Origin of the sequence: Nocardia sp. NPDC057272 (assembly GCF_042668615.1) — a bacterium.
Taxonomy (GTDB): domain Bacteria; phylum Actinomycetota; class Actinomycetes; order Mycobacteriales; family Mycobacteriaceae; genus Nocardia.
The window spans coordinates 63,022-80,333 of record NZ_JBHUYK010000009.1; the positions used below are offsets into that span (position 1 = coordinate 63,022).

The 17,312-nt window shown below is 67.6% G+C and carries 18 protein-coding genes; 7 read left to right on the plus strand and 11 right to left on the minus strand.

Translation table 11 applies throughout. The features are described 5' to 3' along the window. Positions 1–4 precede the first annotated feature (4 nt). The gene (locus ACFULV_RS15160) at positions 5–661 is read right to left on the minus strand and encodes a class I SAM-dependent methyltransferase (protein ID WP_378656854.1); all 657 of its coding nucleotides are present in this window, start codon (positions 659–661) and stop codon (positions 5–7) included. A gap of 88 nt (positions 662–749) precedes the next feature. Between ACFULV_RS15160 and ACFULV_RS15165 the strand changes: the two genes are divergently transcribed. Next, a complete protein-coding gene (locus tag ACFULV_RS15165; RefSeq protein WP_378630312.1) occupies positions 750–896 on the plus strand; it encodes a DUF1059 domain-containing protein in 147 nt (48 codons plus the stop codon). On the opposite strand, the gene ACFULV_RS15170 is transcribed toward ACFULV_RS15165, so the two are convergent. From ACFULV_RS15170 to ACFULV_RS15210, 9 genes are read right to left on the minus strand one after another with little or no spacing between them, the layout of a single operon-like run. Next, entirely contained in the window at positions 897–1,469 is a 573-nt protein-coding gene (locus tag ACFULV_RS15170) for a hypothetical protein (protein WP_378656857.1), read from the minus strand. It abuts the gene before it with no gap. Between the two features lie 19 nt (positions 1,470–1,488). After that, a complete protein-coding gene (locus ACFULV_RS15175) occupies positions 1,489–2,445 on the minus strand; it encodes an MlaD family protein (RefSeq protein WP_378656860.1) in 957 nt (318 codons plus the stop codon). Further along, on the minus strand, positions 2,442–3,476 hold the full coding sequence (locus tag ACFULV_RS15180) for an MlaD family protein (RefSeq protein ID WP_378656863.1): 1,035 nt from the start codon (positions 3,474–3,476) through the stop codon (positions 2,442–2,444). Before ACFULV_RS15180 ends, ACFULV_RS15175 begins: the two co-directional genes overlap by 4 nt. Then, positions 3,473–4,543, minus strand: coding sequence for an MlaD family protein (locus ACFULV_RS15185; protein WP_378656866.1), 1,071 nt, complete (start codon positions 4,541–4,543; stop codon positions 3,473–3,475). Before ACFULV_RS15185 ends, ACFULV_RS15180 begins: the two co-directional genes overlap by 4 nt. 32 nt (positions 4,544–4,575) lie before the next feature. After that, complete coding sequence (locus tag ACFULV_RS15190) at positions 4,576–5,583, minus strand: MlaD family protein (RefSeq protein ID WP_378656869.1); 1,008 nt, start codon at positions 5,581–5,583, stop codon at positions 4,576–4,578. Continuing rightward, positions 5,571–6,569, minus strand: coding sequence for an MlaD family protein (locus ACFULV_RS15195; RefSeq protein ID WP_378656871.1), 999 nt, complete (start codon positions 6,567–6,569; stop codon positions 5,571–5,573). Before ACFULV_RS15195 ends, ACFULV_RS15190 begins: the two co-directional genes overlap by 13 nt. Beyond that, a complete protein-coding gene (locus ACFULV_RS15200; protein ID WP_378656874.1) occupies positions 6,569–7,612 on the minus strand; it encodes a hypothetical protein in 1,044 nt (347 codons plus the stop codon). The genes ACFULV_RS15195 and ACFULV_RS15200 overlap by 1 nt, the downstream gene beginning before the upstream one ends. 4 nt (positions 7,613–7,616) lie before the next feature. Continuing rightward, positions 7,617–8,483 carry an ABC transporter permease gene (locus ACFULV_RS15205; RefSeq protein ID WP_378630298.1) on the minus strand — a complete coding sequence of 289 codons (867 nt, stop codon included), beginning with the start codon at positions 8,481–8,483 and terminating at the stop codon, positions 7,617–7,619. Continuing rightward, positions 8,483–9,382, minus strand: a complete 900-nt coding sequence (locus ACFULV_RS15210) for an MlaE family ABC transporter permease (protein WP_378656877.1) — start codon at positions 9,380–9,382, stop codon at positions 8,483–8,485. Before ACFULV_RS15210 ends, ACFULV_RS15205 begins: the two co-directional genes overlap by 1 nt. 233 nt (positions 9,383–9,615) lie before the next feature. Here ACFULV_RS15210 and ACFULV_RS15215 point away from each other — a divergent pair, with 233 nt between their 5' ends. The 6 genes from ACFULV_RS15215 to ACFULV_RS15240 are packed head-to-tail and all read left to right on the plus strand — an operon-like array spanning position 9,616 to position 15,272. Then, positions 9,616–10,821, plus strand: coding sequence for a cytochrome P450 (locus tag ACFULV_RS15215; protein ID WP_378656878.1), 1,206 nt, complete (start codon positions 9,616–9,618; stop codon positions 10,819–10,821). Then, complete coding sequence (locus ACFULV_RS15220) at positions 10,821–11,618, plus strand: SDR family oxidoreductase (protein WP_378656880.1); 798 nt, start codon at positions 10,821–10,823, stop codon at positions 11,616–11,618. Before ACFULV_RS15215 ends, ACFULV_RS15220 begins: the two co-directional genes overlap by 1 nt. Further along, complete coding sequence (locus ACFULV_RS15225; RefSeq protein ID WP_378656881.1) at positions 11,615–11,842, plus strand: ferredoxin; 228 nt, start codon at positions 11,615–11,617, stop codon at positions 11,840–11,842. The genes ACFULV_RS15220 and ACFULV_RS15225 overlap by 4 nt, the downstream gene beginning before the upstream one ends. Continuing rightward, positions 11,842–12,393 (plus strand): nuclear transport factor 2 family protein, encoded by a 552-nt coding sequence (locus tag ACFULV_RS15230; protein ID WP_378630289.1) that lies wholly within the window; start codon positions 11,842–11,844, stop codon positions 12,391–12,393. The genes ACFULV_RS15225 and ACFULV_RS15230 overlap by 1 nt, the downstream gene beginning before the upstream one ends. 5 nt (positions 12,394–12,398) lie before the next feature. Then, positions 12,399–13,637, plus strand: coding sequence for a hypothetical protein (locus ACFULV_RS15235; RefSeq protein ID WP_378656884.1), 1,239 nt, complete (start codon positions 12,399–12,401; stop codon positions 13,635–13,637). A 24-nt stretch (positions 13,638–13,661) separates the two neighbouring features. Further along, a complete protein-coding gene (locus ACFULV_RS15240) occupies positions 13,662–15,272 on the plus strand; it encodes an acyl-CoA synthetase (RefSeq protein ID WP_378656887.1) in 1,611 nt (536 codons plus the stop codon). Between the two features lie 16 nt (positions 15,273–15,288). Here the strand turns inward: ACFULV_RS15240 and ligA are convergent, their stop codons facing one another. After that, positions 15,289–17,280, minus strand: a complete 1,992-nt coding sequence (gene ligA / locus ACFULV_RS15245; RefSeq protein WP_378656890.1) for an NAD-dependent DNA ligase LigA — start codon at positions 17,278–17,280, stop codon at positions 15,289–15,291. Between the last annotated feature and the right edge of the window lie 32 nt (positions 17,281–17,312).

Here is a 17,312-nt window from a genome sequence, read left to right on the forward strand (position 1 = left end):
CGGCTCAGTTACATGCGGCGGTTCGCTGCAGGATGCGCAGCGAACCGGTGACCGAGAGTTCGCGGAATTTGCCGCTGTCGATCGCGCGTCGATAGATGTTGAACGGCGCGCGACCACCGTCGGCGGGATCGGGGAAAACGTCGTGGATGGCGAGCAGCCCGCCGCCGGCCACCCAGTGCACCCAGTTGTCGTAGTCGCGCTGGGCGGCTTCCTCGGTGTGGCCGCCGTCGATGAACAGCATGCGCAGCGGGGCCCGCCAGAGGCGTGCGGCGGCACTCGACGAGCCGATGATCGCGGTCACCGTGTCGGTGAGATCCGCGCGAATCATGGTGCGCCGGAACGCGGTCACGGTGTCGAAGACGCCGGTCTCCGGGTCGATCATGCTGGTGTCGTGGTACTCCCAGCCCGGCTGGTGTTCCTCGGAGCCACGGTGGTGGTCCACGGTGCACACGGTGGCACCGGTTTCGCGGGCCGCGGCGCCGAGATAGACGGTCGACTTGCCGCAGTAGGTGCCGATCTCCATGATGATTCCGTCACCCGCGTACGCGCGGGCGGCCGTGTAGAGCGCCTGTCCCTCCTCCGGCGGCATGAATCCGACGGTCTGTTCGGCGAGGGCGAACAGGTCGCTGGTACCGGCGGAGATCTCGTCTACAGCTCCCATGCGGGTGACGCTAACACATGACCTGGAATACAATCCGGACTACTGTCCGGAAACATGCTCGGATAGCCGGAACCCAAGGAGAACACCGATGAAGACTCGTCTCAACTGCCCCTGCGGCGTCAGCATTCGTGGCACCGACGAGGCCGATCTGATCAAGCAGACCCAGGAGCACCTGGCCGCGAACCACCCCGGCCACGACTACACCCCGGACGAGATCCTCTTCATCGCCTACTGATCATTTCGTCGGCAGGGCGTTCTGCAGGCCACCCACCTCGGTGATCTGCCAGTCGGAATTCCGGTCGACGGTGAGCGAATAGGTGACGGTGGTCCGCGTCCCCTCGGGCGTCTGGGCGCTGGTGGAGACCACGTCGAGGTAGGCGTTGACCTTGTAGATGCCACCGGCTTCCGAGATCACCTTCGCCGACAGCGGGTTCGCCTTCGACGTCCACTGCAGCGGGAGCAGGATCTGCTCCAATTGCGGTGCGGTGGCGTCGAATTTGGCGGCCAGAGACCCGGTGGTGCCGGTCTTGAGCCGGGCGAACCAGGCAGGCACGTCGCGGTAGTCGATCGTGGACGCGCCGACGCCGTAGCCGGTCGCGATCTGCTCCACGCGCTCGGCGTCGGCCGCGCGCGCGTCGCGCTCGGCGATCGTCGCCCGCGCCGAGAAATACAGCGCCGCGAACGTGACGACCGCGGCGACGAGCACCCCGATCGTGCCGCTGACCAGAACGGTCGAGAGCCGGACGGAGACGGTGCGCGGCGCCTGCTCGCCGGTAGCGGTGGCTTCTGCTTCGGTCGCTGTACTCATGGTCAGTTCCTTTGTCCGGCTATTTGACGCCGAGGCGGAAGTGCACGGTGCCGTCGGCGTCCACGTTCTGCAGTGCTTGGTCGATCAGGGTGCTGATGTCGATGGCCGGCGTCCGATGTACCGCATCGGTGACCACCGGGCCGAGAATCTGTCCCAGCGGGGCGATACTCGGGCCGATCTCGGTGATCAGGGCGGTCAGGTTGTCGAGGAAGGGAACCAGGCCGTCGCCGGTGAAGTAGTCGTCGACCGGACGGCTTTCCACGAGCTCCGAACCGGACTCGACGATCGCGTTCAGCGTGACACCGAACTCGCCGAACAGCGGGCCCGCCGTAGCGAGTGACGGTCCGAGCCACGCCATGTCACCGCCGAGGGCTTGGATGTCGGCGAACAGCTGCCGAATCGCTGCGGTGCGGCTGAGCAGCGTCGCCGCGAGCAGCGTCGATGACCGCTGCAGGGTCCCCATCGCGGCATCGGTCCCGGCCAGCGCGCGATCGAAGGTGTCGACCAGGTTCGCGATCGCCTCGGGACGGATCTGGTCGAGCAGCTCGACCAGCCGGGCCGAGAGCGCGGTGATGGTCGTCGGCAGGTGAACGCGGTCCGCCGCGACGACCTGGCCGTCCTCGAGATACGGGCCTGCCCCCGACTCCGGTGCGAAGGCGATGTAGGGCTCGCCCAGCGCCGACAACTGCTCGATGCGGACATCGCTGGACACCGGGACGCGGTAGCGACTGTCGATGCGCAACCGGACGAGCACACCGTCGGCCTGTTTTCGCACCGACTCGGTGCGCCCGACCTGGACACCGGAGAGCAGGACCGGTGAGTTCGGCGCCAGCCCGCCCGAGTTCGCCAGCCGCAGATCCGCGGTGCGGTAGCTGATTCGCGGATCGAGCCGCAGCACACCGAGCGACATGTACCCGACCCCGAAGATCAGCACCGCCATGATCGCCGAGAGTGACACTGTCGCACGAAGATTCATCGCACCAGGCCGATCATTCGCAGGGAATCGACGATCCGCTCGGTGTGTTCGCCGGGGGTGATCGACAGGTCGACCTTCGGTCCGTGTCGCGCGAACGGGACCAGGTCGGTGTTGATCAGGTCGATGAGCGCCTTCATGTTCGAGGGCGCGTCGGTGTCGAGGGGGTGGCTGCCCAGCAGCATGGGGACCACGGCGCGGGTGGTGTCGTCCAGGGAGGACAGCAGCGGGCCGAGCCACTGCACGCTCGGCGCGACCGGGCCGAGTGCGGTCAGCACGAAGATGACGCTGATCTGGGTGTTCACCGCATCGGTGGTGTGTTGGACGCCGTAGGGGGTGAGCAGCTCGTCGAGAATCGGCACGTTGTGCCGCATCCCGTCTTCGACGGTGGCTTCCATGCCGTCGAGCAGGGCGTCGACCGAGTTCAGGTGGCTGCCGAGGTCGGCGATATCGGCGCCGAGAATGTCTGCGATCCTGGCTGTTTCGCGCGGATCGTCGGGGAAGACCCCGTTCATCGTGCGCACGATGTCCTGGAAGTCGGTCACCGCGCCGCTGCCGATGAAGGTGGACAGCCCGGCCAGGATGTCCTCGATCGGCGGCGACTGGGTGGTGTTGGCGAGCGAAATGGTCGCGCCGGCTGTCAGCTCGCCCGCGGTCGTGTCGGCGGGATCGCTCAGGGCGATGTGGACGTCGCCGAGCGGCGTCTCCTGGCGCAGTTCGGCGGTGGTGCCCACCGGGAGCCGGACCGACTGCTGGATCTCGACATCGACGACGGCATACCCCGGCACGGCCGCCCGATCCGCCGTGGCGGGGACGGGATCGACCAGGGTGACCCCGGTGAGCCCGCCGACGCGGACACCCGCCGCGATCACCTTGGCCCCCTGCGGGAGATTGAGGACGTCGGCGAACTCGATCCGTAGCGGGTAGGTGGGTCCGCCGACATCGGCGCCCGGCACGGGCAGATCGGCGGGCTGGAATCCGCAACCGGTGGCGGCGAGCAGCACCGCGAGGACGAGCAGGGCGGCACGTTTCATCGGGCACTCACCGCTCCCAGCAGGACGGGCATCGCGGGAATCGTCATCGCACCACTTTCCGAAGGAACGCACACCTGCCCGGTGACGACCTGCACGGCCGCGCAGATCTGGGCCGAGTCCTGCTGGGCGAGTGCGAGTTTCGGCGGCGCGTAGCCGATGGTCAGCGCGCCGGTGGCCGGGTCGACGGCACCGGCGAAGCCACTGGCGACAGCAGGCGCCATCGCGATGACGTCGGCCAGCGAGCCGACCCCCGCCGCGATCATCCGCGACAGATCGGGCACCGCGTCCAGTGCGCGCAGTCCGGGCGAGCCGAACATCATGATCACATCGTTGAGCTGGGGCAGCAGATCGGCGAGGGTGGCGACTATAGCGATCACCGGGGGAAAGGCGATGGTGACGATGTCGTCGAATGTCTGCGGCAACCCGGTCACCGTCGTCTCCACCTGCGACCAGCCGCCGCGCGCGCGGTGCGCGAGCTCGGTGAGCGCGTCGAGCAACTGCCCGAGGTGACCGATCGCCGCATCGGGTGCGGCCAGTGCCCGGCTCAGCGCGACGATGATGTCGTTGATCTGCTCGCCCGTTCCCGCGGTGGCGCGATCGAGGGCAGTGATCCCGGCGCCGAGGGCGGTCCGCTGCGCCGGATCGCCCGTGCCGTTGAGCTGGTCGGCCAGACCGGCGAGGGCGTCGAAGGTCTGCGTGAGGCTCTTGGGCGTCAGGGTTTTGGTGATGCACGCGCTCGAATCCCAGCCCGGCCCGACAGGTTCGTTGCCGATGAGGGCCAGTCGGCGGTCGGCGATCAAGGTGTCGCTGACCGTCACCGCCCCGACCTCGAGCGGCAGCTTGCGGTCGGCGCGGACGGTGAATTCGACGCGCGCCGAAGCACCGGCGATGCTGATGTCGGTGACCCGCCCGACCGGCACCCCCAGCACCGTGACGGCGCTGCCTTCGTACAGTCCGATGCTGTCGGGCATGTCGGCGCAGTAGGCCCGCATCGGCGGGTTCGGCGTGCTCAGTCGCAGGCCGAGCGCGCCGGCGAGGACGAGCGTCAGGACCACCGCGACCGACATCAACCCCCGCGATCCGAGTACCTGTTTCGCTATCAACAGCCACCCCCCGGCAGTGGTACGCAGACCGCGGGTAGCTGGATCGTCGCCCCGGATTGATCGACGCTCACCCCGCCGCCCGGCGGAAGCAGCGGGAGCAAGCGCTGCTCCAGCGCGCGCACGGAATCGAACAGGGCGCCCAGGCGCGTACCGAGCTCTTCGAGCGCGGGGACCGCCGCGGCGAGCGGGGCCACCCGCTGCGCGATCGAGGCGTCCCACGCGCGCCCGAGCGGCGTGACCTGTTTCAGGACGACCGACAGATCGATCAGGGAATCCGCGACCACCACCTTGTTGGTCTGGATGATCTGCTCGAGCGTGCCGAGGGTGATGATCAGGTTCGCCAGCACCTCGGCGTTGGCCCGCAGTGCGCTGAGGTACTCGTCGGCGATGGACAGGGTGCGCGAGATGTCCGCGTTCTGCTCGTCCAGGATCGCGACCACGTCACCGGCGGCGCGCACGGCCGACCGCACCGCGTCCGGGCTCTTGTCGATCGCGGTGGACAGCGCAGCGAGGTCGCGTCGGAAGACCTCGCCGTCGATGCGGCGCACCGGCTCCACCGCGTCCTGGAATGCCCGGGTCAGGTTGTAGGGCACGATCACTCGCTGCGCGGGCAGCACCGCATCCCCCAGCGGTCGCGTGCCCGCGGGCAGCACCGCCACGTAGTAGCCGCCGACAAAGGTCAGCATCCGGATATCGAGGGTGGTCTGATCGCCGATGAACGCGTCGGCGGCGACGGTGAACTTCATCCTGACCCGGTCGGGCAGCAGGTCCAGCGAGGCCACTTTCCCGACGGGGATCCCGGCGAGCCGCACATCGTCGCCGACGCGGACCGAACCTGCCTCGGTCAGGTCGGCGGAATAGGTTCTCTGCGAGGTGGTTCCGGTGACATGGACGAGACCGATCGCGACCAGGAGCAGTACCGCGGCGCACATTCCCGCTATCCCCCAGCGCAATTCACCTACGCGGGGGTCGTTGACGGCGCGTCGGCGCGTTATCGATGACACAGCACGATCCCCTGTCCGGCGATGAGCACTTGCAGCGGTGGCGGTGCGGTGGCGTCACCGTGCGAGCAGGTGAGGTCGGGCCCGGTCTGGGGAATCGCGCGCGTCATCGACTGGATGAGGCCGGGCAGACTCTCGAACGCGGCCACCGCCTCGTACGGATCGGGGAAGGCTCTGGTGAGCGCCGCGTCGAGATCGCTGTTCGGCTCGCCGGTGACCCCGAAGACGGTCAGCATGCTGCGCAGCGGTTTCAGCACACCGGGGATACCGATCGAGAAGTCCACCAGCCCGGGCAGTTTCGCGGTGATGGCCATGAACAGGTTGGTCAGATTGGTCAGCAGCGTGATGGCGTTGCCCGACTTTCCGTCGAGATGATCGGCGACCTCGGCGAGGTTGCGCGCGAGCGTCGACAGGACCATCTGACGGTCGGAAGCGAAGCGGCTGAGCTTGTCGATGGCGCCCAGTGCCTGGCCGAGACCTGTACCGTCGCCCTGGATCACCGCGAGGATGCTGGTCGCGAACTGGTTGAGATCCTCGGGAGAGAGTTCGGCCAGCACCGGCTGCAAACCCTTGAACAGACGGGTGATGTCGAAGTCCGGCACCGTCTCCGCGGTGCTGAAAACCGACGCCGGATCACGTCGGCCCGTCGGCTGGTCGGGTTGTTCGACGCCCAGATACCGGAAACCCGTGAGGTTCTGGTAGCGAATGGCGATCCGGGAGTTGATGAACAGCGTCCGATCCCGCGCGACGGTGAAGCGCACGCGGGCGAGCGCGCCGTCGAGTTCGACGGCCACCACCTTGCCGACCTGCACCCCGTAGAGGCGCACGTCGTCACCGCTGCGCAGCCCGTTCGCATCGGTGAACAGCGCTGTATAGGTGTCGGTTTCGCCGTCGACGGGTCGCTCGATCACGCGCAGGACGCCGACCAGCACCACTGCCATCAGCGCGACCGCGGTGGCTACCCGGATCAGCAGGGCACGCGTTGTCATCAGTGCCCGCCCCCGAGCATCGCGGCCAGCGGCGCGGCCAGACCCGGCACACCGTCGAGCGCGACGTCGGCTCGGAGCACCGGGCCCTCGAATGTGTCCTGGAAGGCGGTGTCGAGTCGGGTGAGCAGCTCGCGCAGCTGCTGCGCCGAGCGCTGCGGGGTGCTGACCGAGGCGGCGAGGCGGTCGAGGACAAGGCTGAGCATGGGCAGGATCTCCCCGAAGTACTGCTGAGAGGTGCTGAACAGTCGCGTGACCGTCGGCAGCAATTGGTACTGGACGCCCTCGAACATCCGGCCGAACCGCTGGAGCTGATCGGGGACCGCCAGGTATTTGTTCGTGTACTCCGCGTTCAGCAGCGTCAGGCCGCCGGTCAGCATCGGCGGCAGACCGGTCAGCGCCGAACCGAACTGCTCGAACAGCACCGAGGGCGGTAGCTGCCTGGTCTCGGCATAGGAGCGGGCGGTCGTGCCGATGGCTTCCAGCAGCGGGGTGAACGCCGTCAGATCGCGGGAGACGGTACTGAGCAAGGCGACGAGTTTCGGTGTCAGCACCTCGTCGGTGAGCTGTCCCGTTGCTTTCAGCAAGGCGGAGAGCGTGGCGTCGTGGACCCGATCAGCGTCACGACCGGTCAAGTCGACAATCGAACCGTCGACCAGCTCAGCACCGCCCACCGTCGAGTGCAGCTCGATGGCGCTGATGCCGAACAGGTTTCCCGGCGCGTAGTCGACGGCCAGCGCGTCGGTCAGGCCGAACAGCTGAGACCCGCTCAGCGTCAGCTCGATGCGCTGCTTGCTCCGGCCGGCGAAGTCGATCGTGTGGACCGAGCCGACCCGCACACCGTCGAGCCGGACATCGGTGCCCTCCCCCACTCCCTCGCCGACCTCGCCGACCAGCAGCGCGACCCGGATCTGGTCGGCGGGCACACTGTCGGGGACCACGCGCCAGACCAGCACGGCGAGTAGCGCGAGCGCGATGGCGAGCGCGCCGAGGATCCGGGCGCGCAGCGGCCCGACTTCGGTTCCCGGCAGGGCGTAGGCAGGCATGGCATCACCCGGTGAACGTGACGGGGGATTGAAATCCCCACAGTGCGATGGTGGCGACCATGTCGAGCGCGATGATCGCCACCAGACTCGCCCGAATGGCGCGCCCGGAACCGATGCCGACGCCTTCGGGGCCGCCCGTGGCGAAATAACCCTGATAGCAATGGATCAGCACGACGGCGATGGCGAACACCATCACCTTGACGGTCGCGGCAAACACGTCCCACCCGACCACGAACTGATCGAAGTAGTGGTTGTAGGTCCCGGTCGGTGTGCCGTGGATGGTCGTCACGATGAAGGCGCAGGAGGCGTAGCTCAGAATCAGCGCGACCACGAATGCGGGTGCGACGGCGAAGATCCCGGCGATGACCCGCGTCGTGACCACAAAGGGCACCGACCGGATCCCGAGTGATTCCAGCGCGTCGATCTCCTCGGAGATGCGCATCGAACCGATCTCGGCGGTCATCCGGCACCCGGCCTGGGCCGCGAAGCCGATCCCGGCCGCGATCGGCGCGAGCTCGCGGGTCACCCCGAAGGCCGAGATCAGACCGCTGAGCTGACCCAGCGACAACAGGTTCAGCGCGCTGAACGCCTCGATGCCGATGGACGCGCCCATGGCGGCGCCGAGCAACAGCATCAGGGGCACCACGCCGCCGCCGATGATCACCGAACCGCGACCCCACGTCATGTCCGTCACCATCGTGACCGTCTGCCGCCGGTAGTGCACCAGCGTGTAGGGCACCGACGAGAGCACCTGCCAGCCGAAGCCGATCACGAAGCCGATCGACTCGATCGGACCGAGCGGCCGGATACCGCGGCGCCGGAGTCTGCCCACCCAGCGCAGCCCGGCGGGATAGTATGGAGCGGCGCTCATCAGGCCATCCTCACCGGGAAGAACATGGTGACCACCTGGGTGATCACGGTGTTCAGCACCACGGCCGCGGCGATCGACATCACCACGGCCGCGTTGACCCCGTCGGCGACACCGCGCGGTCCACCCTTGGCCTCCAACCCGCGCTGACAGGCGATCACGACGACCAGGAACCCGAAGATCAACGCTTTGACCAGCGAGACCCACACGTCGATCGAGGTGGTGAAGGAACCGAAGGACTGCCAGTAGCTGCCCGGGGTGACGTTCAACGCCGATACCGCGACCACGAACCCGGAGCTGATACCGACGAAGATGATCAAGATATTGAGCAGCGGCGCGACCAGCATCATGGCCGCGATGCGGGGCACCACCAGCCGCTGCACCGGGTCGATGCCCATCACCCGGAGCGCGTCGACTTCTTCACGGATGGTTCTCGCCCCCAGATCGGCGGCGATCGCGGCGGCGCCCGCACCGCCGAGCAGCATCGCGGTGGCCATCGGCGCGCCCTGTTTGATGACGCCGAGACCACCCGCGGCACCGATCATCGAATCGGCGCCGAGTTCGGACACGATATTGCCGACCTGGGCGGAAACGATGACACCGAACGGAATGGCCATCAAAATGCTCGGCACCGCGGTAACTCTGATCAGAAACCAGGCCTGCGCGAGAGTTTCGTGTATCTGGAATCGCCCGCGAACGGCGTCGTTCGCCCCGAGATAGACGGCGCCGGCGCCCATCCGCAATGCCCGGCCGAGCGTTGCCACGCTCGAAAGGACGGTCTCGGAGAAGTTGCGTCGAATTATCCGGGCCGCACTCGCCTGTTCCGCCTGCGGTACATCCGGGTCGCCCGTGTCCGCCGCACCGACCCGAGCCGGTGCGACTTCGCCGTCTACCCCTGCCATGGCGGTGACCGTACCATATGATTTGGACCACATTCCAGACACTGGTCCAGATTTCTGACCAGCCTCGAAATCCGCCGACAACGGCCGGTCGAGGCCCTCCTTCAGCCCGGAAACCGTTGTGCCGAACTTGTGTCGATGGTACCGTCCAGACACATGTCCAGCTACCTGTCTCCCTCGGTGCGATCGACCCCAGCACCCGGCGGCGACGACCTATCGAAACCGGGGTATTCACGATGACGAGCGCCGCTGTGGAACCCCTGACTTTCGACCCGTACGACTACGGATTCCACGATGATCCGTATCCGACTTACCACCGCCTGCGCACCGAGGCACCGCTTTATCACAATCCCGATCTCGATTTCTGGGCGCTTTCCCGGCATTCCGATGTGATCGCGGCTTTTCGCGACAGCAACCGGCTCTCCAGCGCCAATGGCGTCTCCCTCGATCCGGCTGCTTGGGGTCCGCATGCGCATCGGGTGATGTCGTTCCTGGCGATGGACGATCCACGGCATATGCGGATGCGCAGGCTCGTCTTCAAGGGATTCACACCGAAACGCGTCGCCGAGATGGAAGTCCGCATCCGAGAGATCACCCTGGAACATCTCGAGCCGGCCCTCGCGCGCGGCAGCTTCGACTGGATCGACGAGGTCGCGGGCAAATTGCCGATGGACGTCATCTCCGAACTGATGGGCGTGCCCGAGCCCGATCGCGCCGAGATCCGCCGGCTGGCCGATCTCGTGGTGCACCGCGAAGAGGGCGTCCTCGATGTACCCGTCGACGCGATCGACGCCTCGATTCGGCTGTTCGGCTACTACGCCGACATGGTCGCCCAGCGCCGCGCCGCGCCCGCCGACGATCTCACCTCGGCGCTGCTGGATGCCGAAATCGACGACGACACCCTCACCGACGAGGAGATCATCGGCTTCATGTTCCTGATGGTCGTCGCCGGAAACGAAACCACCACCAAGCTCTTGGGCAACGCACTCTATTGGGCGGCGGCCAATCCCGCGGAATACGCCAAGGTGGTCGCCGAGCCGGAGCTGGTGAGCGACTGGGTGGAGGAGACGCTGCGCTACGACACCTCCAGCCAGATCGTGGCCCGCACCGCGGCGGTCGACCTTGACTACCACGGCGGCACCATCCCGGCAGGCGCCAAGGTGCTGCTGCTGATCGGCTCGGCCAATCGCGACGCGACCGCCTTCGACGACGGCGACAGCTACGTGATCGACCGCAACGACAGCAGCGCACTCGCCAGTTTCGGTGCGGGCGTGCACTTCTGCCTCGGCGCGCACCTGGCCCGGCTCGAAGCCACCATCGTGCTCGGCGAATTCGCCTCGCGCGTCACCGGATACAACGTCGACGCCGACGGCATCGAACGGGTGCACTCCACCAACGTCCGTGGCTTCGCCAAACTCCCCATCACAGTAGAGGTCAGCTAGTGCCCCGATTCGAACCCCATCCCGACCGCAGACCCGCGCTGATCGCCGGCGCGTCCTCCGGAATCGGCGCCGCGACGGCCGTCGCGCTCGCCGAACTCGGCCATCCGGTGGCCTTGGGCGCGCGCCGGGTGGAGCTGTGCGAGGAGATCGCGGCCAAGATCCGCGCCGGTGGCGGCGAGGCGTACGCCCACCGTCTCGACGTCACCGATGCCGACTCCGTCGACGAGTTCGTGACGGCCGCCGAGCGCACGCTCGGGCCGACCGAGATCCTCGTCTCCGGCGCGGGCGATATCGAATTCTCCCTGGTCGGGGAGATGGACCCGGAACGCTTCCTGTTCCAGGTGCAGGTCCATCTCGTCGGCGCGCAACGTCTCGTGCACCGGGTACTGCCCGGGATGACCACGCGGCGGCGCGGCGATCTGGTCGTGATCAGCTCCGATTGCGCCGACAACCCGCGGCCACGGTCCGGCGCCTACAGCGCCGCCAAGAACGGGCTGGAGGCGATGGTCGGTCAGTTGCGAATGGAACTGGAGGGCACCGGAATTCGCGCCTCGCTGGTACGCCCCGGTCCGACCCTCACCGGGATGGGCATGGATTCGACTCCCGAGATCGTCGGGCCGGTACTGCAGGACTGGAAGAACTGGGGCTTGGCCCGCCACCCCTACATGCTGCGACCGCACCACCTCGCCGACGCGGTCGCGACGGTGGTCTCGGTCCCGCGGGGCGCGCACATGGTGCTGGTCGAGGTGCAGCCCGAGGCACCGCTGCGGCCGACGCCGGACGGAGGAGCGTCATGAGGATCGTGGTCGACCTGGACCTGTGTCAGGGACACGGCGTCTGCCAGGACGAGGCGCCCGCGGTCTTCACCGTGCCCAAGCGCGGCCCGGTCCAGATCACCGACGCCACCCCGGGCGCCGCGGAGCACAAGGCCGTCGAGGCCGCGATCCGCTACTGCCCCACCCGAGCTCTGTCGATCGCCGACGGTGGCGAATCCGACTCCACTGCGAAAGGCACAGACTGATGGCAAGTTTCGAGCGGGCCGAACTCGACGAGATGATTCGGCGCTGGGTCGTGGAGAACCAGCGATGTGAGGAGAAGGGTGACTGGAAGCCCCTCGCCGAGATGTACACGGCCGACGCCACCTACGGCTGGAACTATGGCCCCAAGCAGGAGTTCATGGCCGTCGGCCGCGACGAGATCCGCGACTACGCACTCGGCCAGGAGATGCTCGGCCTCGAGGGGTGGACCTACCCGTATCAGGAGTTCGTCGTCGACGAACGCAGCGGCACCGTCATCGGCTTCTGGAAGCAGATCAACGAGGGCAAGCGCGCTGACGGACGCCACTACTCCCCCGAGGGCATCGGTGGCAGCTGGTTCCGCTACGGCGGCGACTTCCAATGGTCCTGGCAGCGTGACTTCTTCGACTTCGGCAATGTCTCGGCGATGTTCCTCGACATGATCACCGACAACGCGCTGTCGCCGGGCATGCACCAGCGCATCGAGCGCTCCGTCTCGCGTGACCCGCTGCCCGGCTGGTACCCCATCGGCGAATCGCCTGCTTCCCTGTGGTGACGTCGATGAGCAGGTACGCGGAACTGTCCCGAGACCAGCTGGCCGCGCTGGTCCCCGAACTGCTGCTGTGCGGTCACCTCATCGACCGGTCCGGGATGGCGCACACCATCGCCGCCTTCGGCCGCGAGGGAATGACGGCGGTCGCGATCGAGGAGTGGCAGCTGGCCAGTCCGATCTACACCCGCCGGATGCAGCGAGCGTTGCGCTTCACCGGCGACAGTGTCGAAACCATCTTCAAAGGGCTGCAACTCGACATCGGCGCGCCACCGCAGTTCATGGACTTCCGGTTCCGCGTGGACGACCACGATCACGGTGAGTTCTGGCTCGATCACTGCGGGGCGCTGGCCGATGTGGAGCCGATGGGCGAGGAGTTCGTGGTGGCGATGTGCCACGACATCGAGGACCCCACCTTCGATGCCACCGCCCTGGCCACCAACCCGCACGCCCAGGTGCGGCCGGTGCACCGCCCACCGCGCATGCCCGCCGACCGGACTCCGGTGTGCGCGTGGACGGTCGTCATCGATTCCGCGCACGTCCCGCCCGAGGTCCCCCGCAACGCCGCGCTGCTCGCGAATTCCGTTGCCGCGGGGCTGGAGTTGGCCGAGATCGACGCGAGCGAGGAGGGCCTGTCCGACTACACCGGTCCGCTCCTGAGCGATCTGCGGTTCGCCGATTTCTCCCATGCGGCGTTGCGGCGGATGGCCGACGAGATCTGCCTGCAACAGCACCTGCTGACCCTCGGGTTCATGGTCGCCATCGGGGAACGCGCCGATGCGGCGACCGCCCTCGGCATCGGGCGCAAGCAGTTCGCCGGGATCGCCGGGCTGACCTCCGAGCGCATCCGCGACTGCCTGGATCTCGGCCGCGATCCCGCTGCGCTGGCCAAGATTCTGCGCGTGCATCCGGCATTGAACCCGCTGGGCTACACGGGAATCGATATCGCGGTAGTGGACTCTGTGGTGCGTCTGCGGTTTCCGCATTCCAGCGGGGCGCGGACCGACGGTGCGTGGCCCTCGATGCTGACGCCCGAGGACCTTCGCCCGCTCGATGCCCTTGTGCGTGGGGTCGACCCGCGATTCGTCGCGCGGGTGGCCGCCACCGACCAGCACGGCTGGACCGTCGAGATCGACCGGGCCGAACAACCCTTCCGCGAAGCGTCCGAGGTCGCGGTGACCCGCTTCAGCACCGGTGCGAGCTTCGCCTTCACCGACCGGGGCAAACCCCTGCCGCTCACCGTCGTGTGAGAGATCGTCGAGAGATGGATTGACATGGCCAACAACTTCGCCGACCTGTTCGAACACTCCGTCGACGCCATGCCCGATCGGATCGCGCTGATTCAGCGCGATCGTCGAGTGACGTTCCGGGAACTCGATATTCGTGCCAACCGGCTCGCGCACCAGCTCGCCGAGGCGGGCGTCGGCCACGGCACGCACGTCGGATTCCAGATGCACAACAGCATCGAGACCATGGAGACGTTGCTCGCGTGCTTCAAGCTGGCCGCCGTCCCGATCAATATCAACTACCGGTACGGGCCGACCGAGCTGGCCTATGTCTACAACAACGCTGACCTCGAAGTCCTGCTGTACCACGCCTGTTACACCGAGACAGTCCGCGCGGCCCTCGCGCTCGCTCCGGGGCTGCGCTTGTCGATCTGTGTCGACGACGACCGCGACGTCGGTACCCCCGAGACCGGCGCGGTCCTGTACGAGCAGCTTGTCGAGGCGGGAAACCCGATCCGCCCCTCGGTCACTCGCACCGCGGACGACCTGTTCATGATGTACACCGGCGGCACCACCGGCATGCCGAAAGGCGTCATGTGGCGTCAGGAGGACATGTGGCGTGTGCTCGGTGGCGGCGTCGACTTCTACAGCGGTGAACCGGTGCGCGACGAATTCCAGCAGTCCGCGACCGGCGCCCAAGGTGTGCCCGCCATCTGGTTCGTGCTCCCGCCGCTGATCCACGCCGCGGCCATGATGCCGACCTTCAACGCCCTGTGGTCGGGCAACAGCGTGCTGTTCGAGCCGCGCTTCGACCCGGAGCGGATCTGGCAGTCCGTGGCTACCCACAAACCGCACGTCATGGTCATCACCGGCGACGCGATGGCTCGCCCGCTCATCGACACCTACAGCGAGAAGCCGGTGGACGCCTCCTCGCTGCTCGTCATCGCCTCCGGGGCCGCGCTGCTGTCCCAGCCCGTGAAGAACGCGCTGCTGGAGCAGTTTCCGACGTCGATGGTGTCGGACTCGATCGGCTCGTCCGAAACCGGTTTCGGCGGTATCGGTTTCGCGCAGAAGGACGACGATCCGGCACGCGGACCACGAGTGCAGACCGGGCGCGGGGCGGTGGTCGTCGATGAGGACGGGCGGCCCGTCGCCGCCGGCGAGGAGGGTTGGCTGGCCAAGACCGGCGCGGTCCCGCTCGGCTACTACAACGACCCCGAACGCACTGCCCGGCTGTTCAAGACGGTGGACGGTGCCCGCATCGTGGTCACCGACGACCGTGCCCGCGCCGAGTCCAACGGCTCGATCACCCTGATCGGGCGCGGCAACATGGTGATCAACACCGGCGGGGAGAAGGTGTTCCCCGAGGAGGTCGAAGCCGTCGTGAAGTCACACGACGCGATCTACGACGCGGTCGTCATCGGTGTCGCGCACGAACGGTGGGGCCAGCAGGTGGCGGCGATCATCTCGATCGCCGCCGACCGCACCCTGGACTTCGACGCCGTGCGCACCCATCTGCGCCCCCACCTCGCCGGGTACAAGATCCCCAAACGCATCTGGGTGGCGGACACGATCTCCCGCTCCCCCAGTGGCAAACCCGACTACCGCTGGGCCAAGGACTTCGTCGCCGACCGAACCCCCGACCATCAGTCCGAGTGAGGCATCGCCGCGCTCGTCAGATGATCTTGGCGTCGATCAGCAGCTTCCAGATCTCGCCCTGGTCGACGACCTCGACCCCGAGCTTCTCGGCCTTCGCCAGCTTGCTGTCACCGACGCCCGCCCCGGTGATGAGCAGGTCGGTGTTCGCCGAGACCGAGGAGGCCGCCGTCGCGCCCGCCTGCTCGCACAGGCGCTGGAACGTCGGGCGGGCCACCTTCTCGCCGGAGCGTGGGTCACTGATCGCACCGGTGATCACCACTGTTTTGCCTTCGAGGGGTGCGCCTGCCGCGATGACCGGCGGCAGGTCCTCCTCGCGCACATCCAGGGACACACCGAGCTCGCGCAGGCGGTCCAGTTCCGGACGCAACCGCGTCAGGTGGACGACCAGGGAGGCGGCGACCTTCGGGCCGATGTCCTCTACCGCGACCAGTCGTTCCTCGCCCGCGTCGGCGACCTCTTCGAGGGAGCCGAAGCCCGACCGGGCCAGGCGCGCGGCGGTGCCGTCGGAGGCCATCGGGATGGCGAGGCCGATCAGAGCGCGGCGCAGACCGACCTGGCGGCTGGCGTCGATCGAATCGATCATGCGCGCGGCGGAGACCTCGCCGATGCGATCGAATTCGAGGAGCCGCTCCTTGGTGAGCGTGTAGAAGTCCGACGGGCTTTCGAGAATGCCTGCCTCGGCGAGGCGTTCGATCCACACTCCCCCGATGGCGTCGATGTCGGCCGCCGCGCGCGAGGCCCAGTGGATCAGCCTGCGCACTGTTTGGGCGGGACAGGCGACGTTGGTACAGAACAGTTCTCGGCTGTTGCCCTGCTCGATGACCGGCTGAGCGCACGAGGGGCACTCGGTGGGCGAGATGATCTCGAGCTCCTCGCCCGTGCGCTTGGCGGCGTCGAGCACACCGGCCACGAACGGGATGACATCACCGGCGCGGCGCACCAGCACCGTGTCACCGACCTTGATGTCACGGGCGCGGATCACCTCTTGGTTCGCCAGCGTCGCCTTCGTGACCGTTGTGCCGCCGACGAACACCGGCTCGAGCCAGGCGACGGGGACGATCTTGCCCGTCTTGCCGACATCCCAGATCACCTCGCGCAGCAGCGTGGTCTTCTCCTCGGCGGCGAACTTGAACGCCAGCGCACCGCGCGGGGAGTTCGACCGGGTTCCGGCCGCCGCGTAGGCGTCACGATCGGCCAGCCGTAATACCGCGCCGTCGATGTCGTAGTCCAGATCGTTGCGACCCTGCTCGATCTCGGTGATCGCCGCCTGGGCCTGCGCGGCGTCGGCGCACAGCCGCATCTGCGCACCCGCGACCCCGATCGCCCGCAGTCCTTCCCCGAGGTCGTGCGCGGCGTCGTCGGCGGCGGTATCCAGGTCGAAGCCGAAGAACTGCAAGCGCCGTTCCGACACGGTCGCCGGGTCTTTCGCGCGCAGGGTGCCCGCCGCGGCATTGCGCGGATTGATCAGTGGCTTGTCGGGGTGTGCGGCGTTGTACGCCAGGAAGGTCGAACGCAACATCACCGCCTCCCCACGCACCTCGACGCGGCCCGGCAGGTCGATCCGCTCGGGGACCCCGTCGACGAGGGCACGGACCAGTGGGGTCACGTCGTCACCGGTGGTGCCGTCACCGCGGGTGACAGCACGCGCCAGCCGCCCGTTCTCGAAGACCAGCGCCAGCGACAAGCCGTCGAGCTTGGGCATCACGACCACCGACTGACCGGGGAATCGATCGAAGAACGCCTCGACCTGCTCGGGCTTGGTCGCCTTCTCCAGCGACAGCATCGGCCGCGAGTGCCGGACCGGGGCGTGCAGCACCGCGGGCGCACCGACCTGCTCGAGCGGATTCGGGTCCGGTGCGAGGTCGGGGTGCGCCTCGATCAGGGCGCGCAGCTCGTCTTCGATCGCATCGAATTCCGCGTCGGCGACCAGCGGTGCCCCCTGGTAGTAGGCGTCGCGCAGCGCCACCATCCGGTCGGCGAGTTCTTGGATACGTTCCCCTGTTTCCACGGACAAGACGCTACCGATACCCACCGACATCT